Source organism: Bacillus xiapuensis (assembly GCF_002797355.1).
Lineage (GTDB): Bacteria > Bacillota > Bacilli > Bacillales > Domibacillaceae > Bacillus_CE > Bacillus_CE xiapuensis.
This window is the reverse complement of record NZ_KZ454939.1, coordinates 1,148,786-1,164,310: the sequence shown is the minus strand read 5'-3', so window position 1 is coordinate 1,164,310 and position 15,525 is coordinate 1,148,786. Positions and strand designations below refer to the sequence as shown.

The window sequence follows — 15,525 nt, the reverse complement described above, 5'->3', positions numbered from 1 at the left end:
TAACACCAAAACTTACAATTTATTTTTTACCCGGTATACATATGCTAAAATTTCAGCAACTGCTTTAAAGAATTCTTCTGGAATCGGATCCCCGATCTCTGCTTGATCATATAGAGCGCGGGCAAGCGGCCGGTTTTCTACCATTGTCACGTCATTCTCCCCGGCGATATACTTAATCTTTTGCGCCATATAATCAACCCCTTTGGCAACCACATAAGGAGCATCTAATTTCTCTTCATCGTACTTTAAGGCAATGGCAAAATGAGTCGGATTCGTAATGACGACATCTGCCTCAGGCACCTCCTGCATCATCCGGCGCATAGCCATTTCCCGCTGGCGCTGCTTGATCCGCGACTTAATCATCGGGTCCCCTTCCATGTTTTTATACTCATCCTTTACATCCTGCTTAGACATGCGAATGCTCTTTTCAAAATCGTATTTTTGATAAAGATAATCCAAAACCGCCAGAAAAAGCAGGACGGCTGAAGCCGCTAGCCCCATTTGCAGGGTTAAGATGCCCACTGTTTGCAGCGAGTCCGCTATTGATTTAAAGGAAAGCTTCAGCACCTTCTCAATATTTGACCAGAGCACAAGAAAAGTGACCGCTCCTATAAAGGAGATTTTCATGATGGATTTCAGCAGTTCCACAAGCGCCCTCATGGAGAAAATCCGTTTAAATCCTTTGATTGGGTCGATCTTCTCCAGCTTGGGCTTCAGCGGCTCGCCCGTCAACAGAAAGCCAACCTGAAGATAATTGGCTGCCAACCCCGCTAATAAAGCAACGAGCATCACGGGGCCGAGAATATACATGAGCTGCTCCATGATTTCCATGACAATCAGCTTTAAATTCGCCTCTGTCACCGGCATGAGCAGATAATCTTCCAATGAATGATGGAACAGCTGAATGATGCGTTTTCCCATAAAGGACGCTGCGATAAATAAGAAACCGAATACAGCGAAAAAGCTGATTGCTGTATTGATATCCTGACTTTTCGCAACTTGCCCCTTCTTTCGCGAATCTTGACGCTTTTTTGGGGTAGCCTTTTCCGTCTTTTCTCCGGCAAAAAACTGAAGATTCAATTGACTATTGCGCAAGATTAAGCTCCCCCCATCAGCTTCATGACATCCCGCATCGTATAAAGCATCATTTCAAACAGCTGCTGAACAACAGCTAACATAACTCCCATGACAACAAGCAGCACGATGAAGGCTACGCCGATCTTAACCGGAAAACCAACGACAAAGATATTTAACTGCGGTACAGTCCGCGCCACAATTCCCAGAGCAACGTCCACTAAGAACAGCACCGCCACTACCGGCATCGCCATCTGAAAGGCGATGATAAACATGGAATTAAACATCCGGCTGATATATTCCGCCATCCGGCCGTCTCCAAACGGAATGCTTGTCTGCTCGAGCGGAATCAGTTGATAACTGTAAAAAATTCCGTCCAACATTAAATGGTGACCGTTTAAAGCAAGCAGCAAAAGCAGGGAAAACATATATAAATATTGGCCAACGAGCGGACTTTGCACGCCGGTTTGCGGATCAATGACGTTGGCGATGGCAAACCCCATTTGAAAATCAATGAAGCCGCCGGCGATTTGGATCGCTGACAGGATGATATAAGCAACGAGGCCAATCATTAACCCGACAAGCGCTTCTTTGATAATCAGCATAAAATACTGTCCATTGACTTGCAGCGACGGAGCATCAATGGCGTAATACATCATCCAAGCCAGCACGACCGAAAAGCAAATCCGGTGCATAGCTGGAATTGTTCGATAAGAAAACAGGGGCATTGTAACAAAAAATGCACTCACCCTGACAATCATTAATAATAGAACCGATATTTTGGGCAATAAAGCTTCCATACCATCAACCTACAAATCTCGTTAAATTTGTAAAAATATCCAGAGTATAAGAAAGCATCCGGCTAAGCATCCACGGCCCAAAGAAAATCAAACCAACCAGCACAGCGACAATCTTCGGTATAAAGGCAAGCGTCTGCTCTTGAATTTGCGTCGTTGCCTGAAAAATGCTGACTGCGAGACCTACGACAAGAGCCAATACGAGCAATGGCCCGCAAATAATAATGGTTGTGTATACTCCTTTTTCCGCTAAGGATATCACCATTTCTGAACTCATTGTTTCCACCTACTTAAAAGCTTTGCAGCAAAGATTGAATCACTAAATACCATCCGTCTACTAGAACAAAGAGCAGAATTTTAAACGGCAAGGAAATCATAACCGGCGGCAGCATCATCATCCCCATAGACATGAGAACACTCGCAACGACCATGTCAATGACGAGAAAAGGAATAAAGATCATAAACCCGATTTGAAAAGCGGTTTTAATCTCGCTTAAAGCAAACGCCGGAACTAACGAAGTTAATGGAATATCTTCAATTGATTTGGGCTGCTTGGCATCCGCATAATCTAAAAACAGCTGCAAATCCTTCTGCCGCGTATGTTCACTCATAAATTCTTTTAGCGGTAAGCTCGCCCTATCATACGCTTCTTCCAAATTGATTTCTTCATTGAAAAGCGGAGTCAGCGCTTCATTATTCACTTCCTGAAATACAGGGGCCATGATAAAGAACGTTAAGAAAAGCGCCAGACCGATTAACACTTGCGTAGGAGGCGTCTGCTGGGTGGCCAATGCTGACCTGACAAAAGACAGCACGATCACAATCCGGGTGAAACAGGTCATTAAAATCAAAATGCTTGGCGCCAGTGATAAAACTGTAAGCAGAAGAAACAGCTTGACAGACGTCGATACTTGATCAGGCGAACTGCTGTTAAAAAACTCCATAAACTCATTCATCTTGCTGATTCTCCTTGCGTTTCAATTTACTGATTGTTTGCTGACGCTCTTTTTTCATATCACTGAGCCTGTTTTCAAGCACTTGCTTGAATCCCGCTTGGTCTTCAGCCGTTTCTTGCGATTGTTCTTTCCTTTTATTAAACCACTTCGTCATGATGTCTTTCGGCTGAATCATTTGGTCCATTTGCTCGTTATACTGAGCAAGAATTCGCTCGTGCTCCTTTTGGTCGTCAATTTCTTTCAGCAGCTTGACTTCCTCTCCGACTCCAAGGACGAGCAAACGGCTGCCGACTTTAACAATTTGAACGGAACGGTTGCCTCCAAGCGGTGTGCCTCCGATATGCTGAATCAGTTTTGTCTGCTGGTACGACCGGCTTTTCTGATTAATAAAGCGCAATAAGAAATAAATCAGGGCGATAACAAAGATGAGAGCTCCGATCATTTTGGCCACATCCCAAAAGGAGATGCCGACTGCTTGATCCCTCCCAGCCTCTTTTCCTTGATTGTCTTGCTGTTTCTCAGCTGTTTCCTCTCCGCATTTATCCGGCTGCTTCATGCACTCCTTAACATTATTGTTAAATGGCTCTGCCCAGGCAACAGAGTGATTGCCTGTGAACAGAGCCATAATGAATATTATAAAAGCGAAAGGCTTAAAAAAATGTTTAATCAAAGGTAACACCTACTTAAGCTAGTGTTTTTGAAATCGCTTCAATAACACGGTCAGCTTGGAATGGTTTCACAATAAAATCCTTTGCTCCAGCTTGAATGGCGTCAATCACCATAGCCTGCTGCCCCATTGCCGAACACATGATGATTTTAGCGTTGGGATCTTCCGCTTTAATTTCCTTTAAAGCGGTAATGCCGTCTTTTTCAGGCATGGTGATATCCATCGTGACTAAGTCCGGCTTTAATTCATTATATTTTTCAACAGCTTGGGCACCGTCAGCAGCTTCTCCAACTACTTCAAAGCCATTCTTCGTTAAAATATCTTTAATCATCATGCGCATAAACGCAGCATCATCCACAACTAAAATGCGATTACCCATTGTGTTTCCCCCTAAAGAAATATTAATTTAAATTTAATAAACGCTCGCTTTGACTCAGTATATCGGTAATCCGAACGCCAAAGTTTTCTTCGATAACCACCACTTCGCCCTTGGCGATTAATCGTCTGTTAACTAAAATATCTACCGGCTCTCCAGCCAATTTATCCAATTCAATTATGGAACCCGAAGTTAAATCAAGAACGTCTTTCACCGTTCGAGTCGTTCTTCCAAGCTCTACTGTTACTTGCAATGGAATATCCAATAGCATGTTTAAATTGCGCGCTTCATGCTTTTGAAGCTGAGACGGTTCAAAATTGGTAAATGTCGCAGTTTGCACATTTACCGGTGATTGCCTTTGGCTTTCATGTTGCTGAGGCATTGTCTGACTCCCTCCTTGCGCGGCAGCTTCGTTCGGCTGCTCGTTAGGCTCAGCTGCAAGCTGAGACGGCGCCTGTTGCTGAGGCTGAACTGGATCCGCTTGCGGCGAAGGCTGTTGCTCCGCTGGTTCGTTGGATGGCGGATTCACAAGTTCATTGACCAAGCTTTTAGCGAATGTAATTGGGATAAGCTGCATAATGTTCGAATCAATTAAATCTCCAATCGTTAAGCGAAACGATATTTTGGCGAGCAAATCCTGTTCCGGAATGTTTTCCCCTCCTTCGCCAACCTTTAAATCCATCAAGGCAATAGATGGCGGTGAGATGTCCACTCGCTTGCTAAAGATGGTCGACATCGATGTAGCGGCGGAGCCCATCATTTGATTCATCGCTTCCTGTACAGCGCTCAGCTGGATGTCCCCCAGTTCCGGATTCGGGTCGGTTCCATCTCCTCCAAGCATTAAATCAGCGATAATCGCGGCATCTGTTTGTTTAATGACTAATAAATTGACGCCTGAAAAACCCTCCGTATATTTTACTTCAATCGCTACATAGGGATGAGGAAACTCATCCTTCAACCTACTTTTTTCAATAATGGAAACAGCCGGTGTGGTGATGTCCACTTTTTGGTTCAGCAAGCTGGAGAGGGCTGTGGCGGAGCTGCCGAATGAAATATTCCCAATTTCGCCTAGCGTATCTTGTTCAAAAGAATCCAAATAGTCCTCCACATTGGCTCCTTTCTCATTCGAATTGCCGTCTTCTCCCGATCCTTTCAATAAAGCATCAATTTCCTCTTGCGATAGCATATCATCACTCATCATCGTCTTCTCCCCCCTTTATAGTATCCAATATTTGCACAGCAATCTTTTTATTTAATTTGCCTGGCTGGGCTGTGAATTTCGGAATATTTCCCACCTTGACCGTTAACGGATCATCAATCCGCCTGTTTAATTCAAGTACATCACCCTGGTCAAGTGTCAGGAATTCTTCGATCGTAATGGAGGAGTTCCCCAGTTCAGCCACAACAGACACATCCGCTTTCTTTACGCGCTTTTGCAGCTGTTCCATTTCCCCGGGTGCTCTGTCCTTTTTATCGGACGTTTGCATCCAGTAATGCACAGAAAGCTTTGGAATAATCGGCTCCAGTACAACGTGAGGAATGCAGATATTGATCATTCCCGTTGTTTCGCCAATCGTTGTGTTTAATGATATCACAACGACCGTTTCATTCGGTGACACCATCTGCAAAAATTGCGGATTTACTTCAAAATCCGCTAGCATCGGATCGATGTCAACAATATTCGACCAAGCCTCACGATAATTGTCAAATGATCTTTCAAACATATTCGACATAATCTTCGTTTCGATCTCGGTTAAATTTTCAACCTTGTTGACGCTTGTGCCTCGACCGCCTAACAAGCGATCAAGCATCGCATAAGCGATGTTCGGATTTACTTCCATTAATATCCGGCCTTCAAGCGGCGGCACTTCAAACACATTCAAAATGGTCCGGTTGGGAATCGAACGAATAAATTCCTCATATGGAATTTGGTCCGCCGAAACGACCGAGATTTGTACATAAGTGCGCAGCTGAGCCGAGAAAAACGTCGTCAGAACGCGAGCAAAGTTATCATGCATCCTCGTTAAACTTCTAATCTGATCTTTTGAGAAGCGCAGCGCTCTTTTAAAATCATATACTTTTACTTTTTTCTCTTCTTCTTCTTTCTTTAACTCATCTGCATCCATCTCCCCTGTTGATAAAGCCGACAACAGGGCATCAATTTCATTTTGAGATAATATATCTCCCGCCATGTGCTCACCTCCGTCAAATAAAATGGCATTCGTTATTGGATGATATAAGAGGTGATATACACTTCAAGAACCTTTCCATCCTGCATAATATCATTTAATTCTGATTTCAATTGACTGGTCAAGCGCTCTTTTCCTTCTTTTCCTTTTAACTCCTCAGCCTTCATTTCTGACAGCTGCTGAATAATAATATTTTTCGCCTGAAAATCACGCTTGGTCATTTCTTCCATAGCTTCTTGGCTGTCCGTTTGAATTTTAAATGAAATACGGATATAGTCGTCTGAAGCCAAGTTTGTCGTCATCTCAGGAATATCCACTGACGATTCAATGACTTCATCAATTGTTGGTTCCTTTGCAGTGCCTTCTCCTGTTGTTTTTAAAATAATGATAATGGCAACTGTGCCTACTAATAAAATTACTGTTAATAGAACGAGCATGATGGTGAGCAGTTTATTTTTTCCTTTTACTTCCTGCGTTTCAGTTTCCATCCTAATCCTCCCCGAAATCTATTTTCCCTAATATTTGCACGCGGCGATAAAAATCCTCCATCCGCTTCCTCACCTCATCCTCCGACTCGCAGACGAGAAATTTCTTTCCGTTCAAAAGCGTAATCGTCGTATCAGGAAAGCTTTCAATTGTTTCAATATAAATCGCATTCACTAAAAAGGGTTTGCCGTTTAATCTTGTCACTGTGATCAATTTATTTCAGGGCTGGAGTGACGACTCCAGCCCTGGCCCCTCCCTCATGTTGAAAAATCAGTTATTATCGTTTCAAATTGACAAGCTCCTGCAGAATTTCATCGGATGTCGTAATGATCCGCGTGTTCGCTTGAAAGCCGCGCTGCGCCACAATCATCTCTGTAAATTCTTCTGAAAGATCGACGTTAGACATTTCTAAAGTACCGGGGACAATTTTCCCGCTGCCTCCTTCTCCAGGAGCTAGAGATTCAGGATCACCAGAGTTCGGCGTTGGAGAGAACAAATTATTCCCGACCTTCATCAGTCCGTCTGGATTGGCAAATTTGGCAAGCTGAATGGTTCCTGCGGTTTTTAGAGCACCATTAGCATCTGTGTAACTTACAGTTCCATCCGCCCCGATAGACAGCTTTGTCGCACCTTTAGGAACTGCCCCTCCATTTAACAATACTAATTTAAGGCCATCGGCATTGACTATCGTTCCCTCTTTATCTAAGTAAAAATTTCCGGCTCTTGTATAGAAAGTTTCATTTCCGTCCTTTACTTGGAAAAAGCCATCACCGGAAATTGCCAAGTCTAACAGTCTATTCGTGGTTTGGGTGCTTCCTTCTGTATGAATCGTATCAATGGCGCCTAATTGGCTTCCAAGCCCTACTTGGCGCGGATTCGTTCCGCCGCGAGTACCTGTAGGTGCGCTGGCTCCTGAAATCTGCTGACTGATCATATCTTTAAAGATCACGCGGCCTTTTTTAAATCCAAAGGTATTGACATTGGCAATATTGTTTCCAATAACATCAAGCTTCGTTTGAAATCCTTTCATTCCGCTAATTCCAGAGTACATAGAGCGTAGCATCGTTTTATTTCCCCTTTCATATTAAGCCTGTTATTCGCAGGCGCTTTCCTTCGTTTTCACTTTGTTTCTCATCATTGCCGTGCGCTGAACGGCCCCCTTTTCTCTCTTCTTCATTTTTCAATTTTCGTTAAAGAAGAGGGAGGGATTTTATCGCCATTATCTAAATGCAGCAAGATAGCGCCCTCCTTCGATGAAACGGAGCGCACAATCGCTGAAAGCTCCTTACCGTCTTTATTCCATGATACGGTATGTCCGATTAAGTGACTGGCTTCCACTAACGTGCTGCTTCCGCCAGACGCTCCGCCTTTCACTTCAGAAATATTGGCCGGCTCCAGTACCGTGCCATCTGAGAGAGTAAATTCCACACCGTCCCCTTTATAGCGAATGGAAGCAATCGTGCCGCTTCCTTCTTGAACGGCTGGCTTTTCTTGCGCATCTTCACTCGGAATGATCTTATGCCAAGTGACTTCTTTTCCGACAAACGAATGATAGCTGACCATTTGTGAAGATTGCTGCATTTGCATAAATTTCTCAAAGGAAGAAGCCATCTTCGTCATTTGTTCAAGAGAAGAAAATGTTGCCATCTGTGCGATAAAGTCTTTATCCTCCATCGGATTTAACGGATCCTGATTTTGCAGCTGAGTCATTAAGATTTTTAAAAACTCATCTTTTCCCAAATTGCTGTTTCCAGTTCTTTTTTCTGCTGGCTTATTTTGCAAGTATAAACTTGGATCAATCTTTGCCATACGATCACCTACACTTCGATATTTAATAGCACATCTTTAAATTCCTCTGCAGGCTGCTCCTCTGGTTCCGGCTGCTGTTTTTGCGATTGTTGCTGTTTCGCTTGCTGTTGCTGCTGCTGTGATGAGCGATCAAACTTTTGCGGGTCTGCCTGGCTGAAAGTAATCTCCAGTTTATCCACAGCAATATTTTGCTGGCCAAACGCTTGCTTTAAGCTGTGGGCATGCTGTTCAAGCAAATCTTTCACCATCGCTGTTGAGGAAAGAATTCTAGCTGTCATCACGCCATTTTGCTGAAGCAGTTCCACTCGCAAACTGCCAAGCTGTTCGGGATATAACTTAATCAAAAGCTTATGGCCATTTGGCGTTTTGACCATGTTTGAGCTTCCAAGCATGCGCGTGAACTTTTCTATAAACTGTTCCATGTTCATCGGTTTCGGATTCGTAGACACGGTCATGGTAAAGCGATCGGTATTGCCTAAAGTATGAAGCAGCGGCTGGATGGACTGTGCTCCTTCTTTCCCCAAAGCCGATGGTTCAGCTATGGTTCTGGAATCGGCAACTATTTTTCCGTTGGCATGTTGAATGAATGCATTTTGTAAATTTGAGCTATTCATCCGGTCAGCAGCCGGCTGAAGATAATGAGTGAATGCTTTTTGCAAGATTAGCGCTGATTTTTGTTTCGGTGACGGCAGTTGCTTTCCCAGCTGAACAGCCAATTCTTCCAGCTGCTGTTTGACTTTTTGATGCAGCTGAATCTGTTTGCTGTTCATGTCAGCTTTTGTGCCCATCAATTCCCACAGTTTTCCCGCTTGCAATATAGTTTCGATGGTTTTTCTTTCCTTCACCGGCCAATTCTTTGGCTCGGCGGCCGCCAGCAGCTGAATCACGTGCAGCACGCTTTCCGCTGCGATCCCCTCGCCCTCGGCAAATGATGGGCTTTCCGCATCTTCACTTTCCTGCTTCAATGGAATGTGATTTAATTGCTCTGAAAGCTGCTGAATCAGCTGCTGCAGTTCCCCCATCTGCACTCCAAGCAGAGCAGCAATGTCTGAAAATGCCGGCATTTTCCCGTCGGACATCCATTCTTTGAGTAGTTGCTTTAACGCCGGAGGAATAGCCGGGATTTCTTCCATGCTCTTTGCTTGCAATATCCCGATGTTATTTGCGATCGATTGCGTTTGTTGATCCGGCTTTGGCTCCAAAGCAGCCACATCGGTTTGTTCCTGCAATAACGACTGAAAACCCTTGCCTGAAGCAGCGGTTTTTGGAGCCGTTTCCTGTGGGGCTGCTGCCTGGTTCGCTGCGGCGGTTACTGCCTGCATCATCCCTTCCACCTCCTATCCTTTTTCATTACTGAGCTGTCTCTGATAATTTTTTTGTATAGTTCGCAGCTGTAGCCGGCGGAAGCTTCTCCATGATTTCTGCCTGCTTTTTCGTATCTAATTCAGACAAAATAGCAATCGCCTCATTGTCTTTTAAATTGACTAAAATATTTGCGATGTTTTTGGGTGACATTTCTTTATACGTAGCCGTTAAGGTATTTGCTTTTTTCTCTTCCGTTTTCGGTTTTTCTGCTTGTTTTTGAAGCTGTTCTAATTGAACTTCCAGACGATCCCTTTCCGTTTTCAGGCTTTCAATCTCTTTGTCGGAATCATCCAGTTTCTTCTGAAGCTTCTCTAGCTTTGCTTCTTTATTTTTTAATTCCGCCTGTAACGAAGTCATTTTTTCTTGAGCTGGTTTCCCGCTTTCATCGGCTTTTTCATCATCGAGCATGCTGGATATCCCCGGGATGTTCTGACCGATATCCTTCGCTTTTTCAAAAACATTGACACCTGCAATTGTCATGACAATCAAAGCGATTGTGATAGCGAAAAGAAGCGGAATCACAATTACAAACAGCACCCATTGAAACACACTGCTTTTCTCTTGATTTTCTGCTACAGCGGCATCCTTTTTCTTTTTCTTCGCCATATCATCACCTATTTTCCGCGGTTCATAAACTGAATGGCTGAGATTTCGTCCATTTGCATGGCCTCATTCATCCGCAAACATTCATTGAATCTTTGAACATCTTTTTCTTTGATCTTTTCGTATTTCTTCACTTCTATATTCTTTTCTTTTAACTGCTGAGCGCACCATTGCATGCGGCTGCGGGCATTCATGACGATTTGCTGCTGATAGCTGATTGTTTGTTCAAGATTGGAAACAAATTGCTGATAATGCTGAATTTCATGGATAGCAAAACCACTGGCCATTTTCACCTCTTGAAAGTCGATCAGCTCCTCTTTCTTTTTCAACAGCCAATAGAGCTTTTCTGCTGCCTTCTCGAAAGTTTTTGCCGCTTCCGCATAAAGTGATTGTGTTTCTTCTTTTTCCCGCTCTTTTAACTGCAGTATTTTGGAAAATTTATATTGATAACCCACTCTACCATTCTCCTTTTTCAGCTAACTGAATAAGAGATTGCACACTGTCAGCTAACGAAACTTTTTCATCTGTGCGCTGTTTTAAATAGGAATTAATCTTCGGGTAATAGTCAATCGCCTGATCAATTTCTGCTGAAGAACCTTTTTTGTAGGCGCCGATATTAATCAAATCCTCCGAGTTTTTATACGTGCTTAGCATATCGCGGATCTTAATTGCCGCTTGCTGATGCTCATCCGTGGCCAAGTGGCTCATCAAGCGGCTGACGCTTTTCAGTACATTGATGGCCGGATAATGTCCTTTATTCGCTAACTCTCGGTCTAAAACGATATGTCCGTCTAAAATTCCCCGAACCGCATCGGCAATCGGCTCATTCATATCATCTCCGTCCACCAAAACGGTATAAAAAGCAGTGATCGTGCCGACATGATTAGTTCCAGTGCGTTCGAGCAACTTAGGGAGGATAGCAAAAACAGAAGGAGTATACCCTTTCGTAGCTGGAGGCTCGCCAACGGCTAAGCCGACCTCGCGCTGCGCCATCGCCACCCTTGTGACAGAGTCCATCATCAGCATGACGTTCAAGCCTCTATCACGAAAGTACTCAGCTATAGCCGTGGCGGTAAAGGCGCCCTTGATTCTCATGAGCGCCGGCTGATCCGATGTGGCCGCCACCACGATGGAACGCGCTTTTCCTTCTGGTCCGAGATCACGCTCAATGAATTCTCGAACCTCTCTGCCGCGCTCTCCTATTAAAGCTATGACGATTAAATCCGCCTTCGTATTTCTGGCAATCATCCCGAGCAATGTGCTCTTTCCCACACCGCTGCCGGCGAATATTCCAATCCGTTGCCCTTTGCCGACTGTCAGCATACTATCAATGGCTCTCACGCCTACCTCCAGCCGCTCGCGAATTGGCGGACGGCTTAACGGATTGGGAGGTTTCTGTTCTGTGCCAACCGCTGTTAAGGCTTTCGGAACAATCGATCCATCGAGCGGATCACCCATTGAATCAATGACTTTTCCAATCAGCGAAGGCCCGACTTTAATCTCTAGAGGCCCTCCTAACGGTTCGACAAGACTGCCGGGAGAAATGTCGCTAATATCTCCATATGGCATCAGCATCACCATGTCCTCTTTAAACCCAATGACTTCTGCGCGAATATAGCTTGAAGGGGCGCTTTCTTTATTGGGATAAATCAGACAAACGTCTCCGATGGCGGTTTTCGGTCCTTGTGACTCCACCATCAGCCCGACCACCCGTTTTATCCGGCCATAATGCTTGTATGTGTCCAAATGTTCGATTTTGGCTGTTAATTTTGTCAGATTCAATCTTCTTCACCCTCAAGCAAATCGAATAATTGCGCGCGCAGCTGATGAAGCTGGCTATCGATTCCCACATCCATTCTTCCTTGGCCCGTTTCTATATAGCAGCCGTTCTCACCCACTTCTTCATTCGGATAAATATAGCAGGCGGCATCCGCCGGAATCATCTCTTCAAGCTCCTCTTTCTGCTCGACGACCATTGGATATTGAACGGGATGTACATGAATTTGTATTTCTTTTTGATCATACAAATCTTTCAGCGCTTGTTTTATCACAGGGAAAAACCTTTCCGGCTGCTCCTCTAACACCTGATTCATGATCTTTTCAGCTGACTTTATGGCAATATCAAGGATGGTTTGGTCGGCATGCTGAACGTTTCTGATATACTCTTCCTTCGAGCAGTCAACGGTCCTTACAGCAGTTGCGATTCTCTCTGCATACTCGCTGTAGCCATTTTTCCGGCCTTCTTGAAATCCCGCCTCATACCCCTCTTGATAAGCCTGTTCCCGCAGCTGCTTTTTCTCTTCTTGCCAAGATTGTCTCTCTTGCTCCACTTGCCGACGGATTTGCTCGCTTTCCGCTTGTGCCCTCTCCAGCAAGCTGCTGGCCTGTGCATGCGCTTCGTCGAGGACTTTTTGGCGATCCTTCTCAAAAAATACCGCCGAATTTTCTAACGCTGCTTCCCTAGCTTCGAAAGTTTTTTTTTCTGTTTGAATCACTCTGATCTGAATGGTTTTGCTGGCGTTATCCACGTGCTTGGCACTTTGAGACTTAATAATATTAGACAATAATATCATCTCCCCCGCCGCGGGCTATGATGATTTCACCTGTCTCTTCCAGTCTGCGAATGGTTCCTACTATACGGGATTGCGCTTCCTCTACATCCCGCAGACGCACAGGTCCCATAAATTCCATTTCTTCTTTAAAGGTTTCAACCATCCGCTTCGACATATTGCGGAAAACAACCTCTTTCACCTCTTCGCTGGATACCTTTAAGGAAAGCAATAGATCTTCATTTTCACAATCCCGGATGACCCGCTGGATTGAACGATTATCCAAGGTAACAATGTCTTCAAAGACAAACATCCGTTTCTTAATTTCTTCAGCAAGCTCAGGGTCTTGTATTTCTAAGGCATCCAATATCGTTTTTTCTGTGGATCGGTCGACGCCATTCAGCACTTCCACAACTGCTTCGACTCCGCCAGTTTGGGTAAAGTCCTGCGTCACCGTTGCACTCAGCTTCCGTTCAAGAATAGCCTCCACTTCATTGATAATTTCCGGCGATGTAATATCCATCACGGCAATCCGCTTCGCGATATCCGCTTGAACCTCCTGAGGCAATTCAGACAGTATTTGACCGGCTTGCTGCGGATCAAGATAGGATAAAATGAGCGCGATCGTTTGTGGATGCTCATTCTGAATGAAATTTAAGATTTGGCCCGCATCTGCCCTGCGCGCAAAGTCAAATGGTTTGACTTGCAAGGAGGATGTCAGCCGATTAATGATCGCCTGAGCCTGGTCTTTCCCTAATGCTTTTTCTAGAACGGTCTTGGCGTAGCCGATTCCTCCTTGGCTGATATAGTCTTGAGCTAGAGCGATGTTATGGAATTCTTCAAATACTTCTTCTTTCGCTTCAGTATCGACTTTTTTCACACTGGATATTTCCAATGTTAAACGTTCAATTTCCTCTTCAGACAAATGCTTATAGACGGAAGCGGATACGTCGGGTCCAAGGGATATAAGAAGGATCGCTGCTTTTTGCTTGCCTGTAAGTTTCTTTTCTTTAACTGCCAACTCTCATTCCCCCCTAATCCTCTGACAACCATGATCTCAATAATTTGGCAAATTCCTCCGGCTTTTCTTTTGCCATTTTTTCCAGCTGTTTTCTCTTGGCGCTTCCTTCTGGCTGCACCTCACTAATATCTAATTCCTCTTCTTCAATGAAGGCTTCTTCCTCGTAATCTTCCTCCTCGTCTTCTTCTTGTTTTCTTCGAGAACGGATCATAAAGAAAACGAGAAGCCCGATTACGACAAGCAAGATTCCACCGATGACATAGGCCCACCACGGAAGCAATGGTTTTGTCTCTTCTTCAAAATCCACTTTGCCTTTAAACGGCTGAACAGAGACAGAGATTTTATCATTTAAGTCTTGATCGGTAATGTCTGCACCGAAGTCTTTATCAATGGATGTGCGCACAATCGTTCCAAGCATTTGCTGAATATCATCCACTCGCTCCTGAGGCAGAGATTCGGGATCGTTAGCCTTAGGCGGTTCCACCATCACTTGGATACCTAAATCCCTGATTTTATAAGGGCTTTCGGTAATTTTCTTACGGATCCGGTTCACTTCATTATTGATGGTTTCTTCCGTTCTTTCATAATCGCCGTTGCCCTCTGCTCCCTCCATGTAGGTGGAGCCTTGCGCATCCGCTGGGTCCTCGGCTTGCGGAACGCCGCCGGCCGCAGCCCCGTCACCTGTGAATGTCTCGGTGATTCTTTGGGCGCTGATTTGAATGCCTTCCATATTTTCTTCATCGACCGGAGCTACCAAGTTTTCTTCACGGTTTTCTTGGGTAAAGTCAACATCAGCTGTTACAGAAGCAACTACTTTATCTTGTCCCATCAGTGTGCCAAGCATATTTTGCACTTGACGCTGGATGTCTCGTTCAATTCGCTTCTTCACTTCCATCTGCTGAACGATGCTGTTGCCAGATAAAGAACCATTTCCACTTTCTAGATCAAAATACTCAAAGTTTTGGTTCATAATGACTATATTTTCAGTCGGCAGATTGGGGACACTTTTAGAAACTAAATGATATAAAGACTTAATTTGCTTCTCATCGAATTGATATCCCGGTTCGGTGTTCAGCACAACAGAAGCTGAGGCTTTTTCACCGTTTTCCTTTACAAATATCTCCTTCTCAGGGAGGGTGATCATTACTTTGGCATCTTTAACCCCTTCAATCCCGGTCATCAGCTGGGCTAATTCTGTTTGCATCGCATCGAGCTTAAGCACGTTAAACTCATTATCTGTCATCCCAAATCCGGCATTTTCACTGAAAAAGCTGTAATCAATGCTTCCTGATTTCGGTAGCCCTTCCGCTGCCAAATCGACTTTCAGCGCATCGACTTCTTCCTGCGGAACTAAGATGCCATTGCCACCCTTTGTAATTTCATAAACGATGCCCCGCCCGTCCAGGTTTTCTTTAATCGCTCCGATTTCTGTTGGCGAAAGATCACTGTACAACGGGACCATTTTTTCTTTTGTCGCGAGCAGAACGGTAGCTGTAATTGCTGCAACCAACAGCAAGAAAGCCCCAATTCCGATCATTTTTTGCTTTTTTGTTCGGCTTTTCCAGTATTCTTTTATTCGATTGACTTGCTGGCTTATGTTTTCGTTCATTACAATCCCCCGGTTATATCACTG

Annotated in this window: 19 protein-coding genes; all 19 read right to left on the bottom strand. The window is 44.4% G+C overall.

Annotated features, from left to right (window positions below):
- Window positions 1-12: 12 nt before the first annotated feature.
- Window positions 13-1,095, bottom strand: coding sequence for a flagellar biosynthesis protein FlhB (gene flhB / locus CEF20_RS05865; protein WP_100330925.1), 1,083 nt, complete (start codon window positions 1,093-1,095; stop codon window positions 13-15).
- A gap of 2 nt (window positions 1,096-1,097) precedes the next feature.
- Window positions 1,098-1,874, bottom strand: a complete 777-nt coding sequence (gene fliR, locus CEF20_RS05860; RefSeq protein WP_100330924.1) for a flagellar biosynthetic protein FliR — start codon at window positions 1,872-1,874, stop codon at window positions 1,098-1,100.
- 4 nt (window positions 1,875-1,878) lie between these two features.
- On the bottom strand, window positions 1,879-2,148 hold the full coding sequence (fliQ, locus tag CEF20_RS05855; protein WP_100330923.1) for a flagellar biosynthesis protein FliQ: 270 nt from the start codon (window positions 2,146-2,148) through the stop codon (window positions 1,879-1,881).
- Between the two features lie 13 nt (window positions 2,149-2,161).
- Window positions 2,162-2,827: a flagellar type III secretion system pore protein FliP gene (fliP, locus tag CEF20_RS05850; protein WP_100330922.1), complete on the bottom strand. Its 666-nt coding sequence runs from the start codon at window positions 2,825-2,827 to the stop codon at window positions 2,162-2,164.
- The gene (locus tag CEF20_RS05845; protein WP_232713382.1) at window positions 2,820-3,452 is read right to left on the bottom strand and encodes a flagellar biosynthetic protein FliO; all 633 of its coding nucleotides are present in this window, start codon (window positions 3,450-3,452) and stop codon (window positions 2,820-2,822) included. The genes fliP and CEF20_RS05845 overlap by 8 nt, the downstream gene beginning before the upstream one ends.
- A gap of 58 nt (window positions 3,453-3,510) precedes the next feature.
- Window positions 3,511-3,873: a response regulator gene (locus CEF20_RS05840; protein WP_100330920.1), complete on the bottom strand. Its 363-nt coding sequence runs from the start codon at window positions 3,871-3,873 to the stop codon at window positions 3,511-3,513.
- Between the two features lie 22 nt (window positions 3,874-3,895).
- The gene (fliY, locus tag CEF20_RS05835) at window positions 3,896-5,068 is read right to left on the bottom strand and encodes a flagellar motor switch phosphatase FliY (RefSeq protein WP_100332011.1); all 1,173 of its coding nucleotides are present in this window, start codon (window positions 5,066-5,068) and stop codon (window positions 3,896-3,898) included.
- On the bottom strand, window positions 5,061-6,062 hold the full coding sequence (gene fliM / locus CEF20_RS05830; protein WP_100330919.1) for a flagellar motor switch protein FliM: 1,002 nt from the start codon (window positions 6,060-6,062) through the stop codon (window positions 5,061-5,063). The genes fliY and fliM overlap by 8 nt, the downstream gene beginning before the upstream one ends.
- Before the next feature lie 32 nt (window positions 6,063-6,094).
- Window positions 6,095-6,547 carry a flagellar basal body-associated protein FliL gene (gene fliL / locus CEF20_RS05825; protein WP_100330918.1) on the bottom strand — a complete coding sequence of 151 codons (453 nt, stop codon included), beginning with the start codon at window positions 6,545-6,547 and terminating at the stop codon, window positions 6,095-6,097.
- A 1-nt stretch (window position 6,548) separates the two neighbouring features.
- Window positions 6,549-6,758 (bottom strand): flagellar FlbD family protein, encoded by a 210-nt coding sequence (locus CEF20_RS05820; protein ID WP_100330917.1) that lies wholly within the window; start codon window positions 6,756-6,758, stop codon window positions 6,549-6,551.
- A gap of 64 nt (window positions 6,759-6,822) precedes the next feature.
- Window positions 6,823-7,608 (bottom strand): flagellar basal body rod protein FlgG, encoded by a 786-nt coding sequence (gene flgG, locus CEF20_RS05815; protein WP_100330916.1) that lies wholly within the window; start codon window positions 7,606-7,608, stop codon window positions 6,823-6,825.
- 110 nt (window positions 7,609-7,718) lie between these two features.
- Window positions 7,719-8,354, bottom strand: a complete 636-nt coding sequence (gene flgD, locus CEF20_RS05810) for a flagellar hook assembly protein FlgD (RefSeq protein WP_100330915.1) — start codon at window positions 8,352-8,354, stop codon at window positions 7,719-7,721.
- Between the two features lie 8 nt (window positions 8,355-8,362).
- Window positions 8,363-9,679 (bottom strand): flagellar hook-length control protein FliK, encoded by a 1,317-nt coding sequence (locus CEF20_RS05805; RefSeq protein ID WP_100330914.1) that lies wholly within the window; start codon window positions 9,677-9,679, stop codon window positions 8,363-8,365.
- A gap of 25 nt (window positions 9,680-9,704) precedes the next feature.
- On the bottom strand, window positions 9,705-10,325 hold the full coding sequence (locus CEF20_RS05800) for a MotE family protein (RefSeq protein ID WP_100330913.1): 621 nt from the start codon (window positions 10,323-10,325) through the stop codon (window positions 9,705-9,707).
- Window positions 10,326-10,333: 8 nt separating this feature from the next.
- Complete coding sequence (gene fliJ / locus CEF20_RS05795; protein WP_100330912.1) at window positions 10,334-10,777, bottom strand: flagellar export protein FliJ; 444 nt, start codon at window positions 10,775-10,777, stop codon at window positions 10,334-10,336.
- A gap of 1 nt (window position 10,778) precedes the next feature.
- Window positions 10,779-12,104, bottom strand: a complete 1,326-nt coding sequence (fliI, locus tag CEF20_RS05790; RefSeq protein WP_100330911.1) for a flagellar protein export ATPase FliI — start codon at window positions 12,102-12,104, stop codon at window positions 10,779-10,781.
- A complete protein-coding gene (fliH, locus tag CEF20_RS05785; protein WP_157796204.1) occupies window positions 12,101-12,886 on the bottom strand; it encodes a flagellar assembly protein FliH in 786 nt (261 codons plus the stop codon). The genes fliI and fliH overlap by 4 nt, the downstream gene beginning before the upstream one ends.
- Entirely contained in the window at window positions 12,879-13,892 is a 1,014-nt protein-coding gene (fliG, locus tag CEF20_RS05780; RefSeq protein WP_100330909.1) for a flagellar motor switch protein FliG, read from the bottom strand. Before fliG ends, fliH begins: the two co-directional genes overlap by 8 nt.
- Window positions 13,893-13,905: 13 nt before the next feature.
- Window positions 13,906-15,501, bottom strand: a complete 1,596-nt coding sequence (gene fliF, locus CEF20_RS05775; RefSeq protein ID WP_100330908.1) for a flagellar basal-body MS-ring/collar protein FliF — start codon at window positions 15,499-15,501, stop codon at window positions 13,906-13,908.
- Between the last annotated feature and the right edge of the window lie 24 nt (window positions 15,502-15,525).

Coding starts and splice junctions, on each gene's coding strand:
- fliR (WP_100330924.1), bottom strand. CDS start 1,874: ATGGAAGCTTTATTGCCCAAAATATCGGTTCTATTATTAATGATTGTC.
- fliQ (WP_100330923.1), bottom strand. CDS start 2,148: ATGAGTTCAGAAATGGTGATATCCTTAGCGGAAAAAGGAGTATACACA.
- fliP (WP_100330922.1), bottom strand. CDS start 2,827: ATGAATGAGTTTATGGAGTTTTTTAACAGCAGTTCGCCTGATCAAGTA.
- CEF20_RS05845 (WP_232713382.1), bottom strand. CDS start 3,452: ATGGCTCTGTTCACAGGCAATCACTCTGTTGCCTGGGCAGAGCCATTT.
- CEF20_RS05840 (WP_100330920.1), bottom strand. CDS start 3,873: ATGGGTAATCGCATTTTAGTTGTGGATGATGCTGCGTTTATGCGCATG.
- fliY (WP_100332011.1), bottom strand. CDS start 5,068: ATGAGTGATGATATGCTATCGCAAGAGGAAATTGATGCTTTATTGAAA.
- fliM (WP_100330919.1), bottom strand. CDS start 6,062: ATGGCGGGAGATATATTATCTCAAAATGAAATTGATGCCCTGTTGTCG.
- fliL (WP_100330918.1), bottom strand. CDS start 6,547: ATGGAAACTGAAACGCAGGAAGTAAAAGGAAAAAATAAACTGCTCACC.
- flgG (WP_100330916.1), bottom strand. CDS start 7,608: ATGCTACGCTCTATGTACTCTGGAATTAGCGGAATGAAAGGATTTCAA.
- flgD (WP_100330915.1), bottom strand. CDS start 8,354: ATGGCAAAGATTGATCCAAGTTTATACTTGCAAAATAAGCCAGCAGAA.
- CEF20_RS05805 (WP_100330914.1), bottom strand. CDS start 9,679: ATGATGCAGGCAGTAACCGCCGCAGCGAACCAGGCAGCAGCCCCACAG.
- CEF20_RS05800 (WP_100330913.1), bottom strand. CDS start 10,325: ATGGCGAAGAAAAAGAAAAAGGATGCCGCTGTAGCAGAAAATCAAGAG.
- fliF (WP_100330908.1), bottom strand. CDS start 15,501: ATGAACGAAAACATAAGCCAGCAAGTCAATCGAATAAAAGAATACTGG.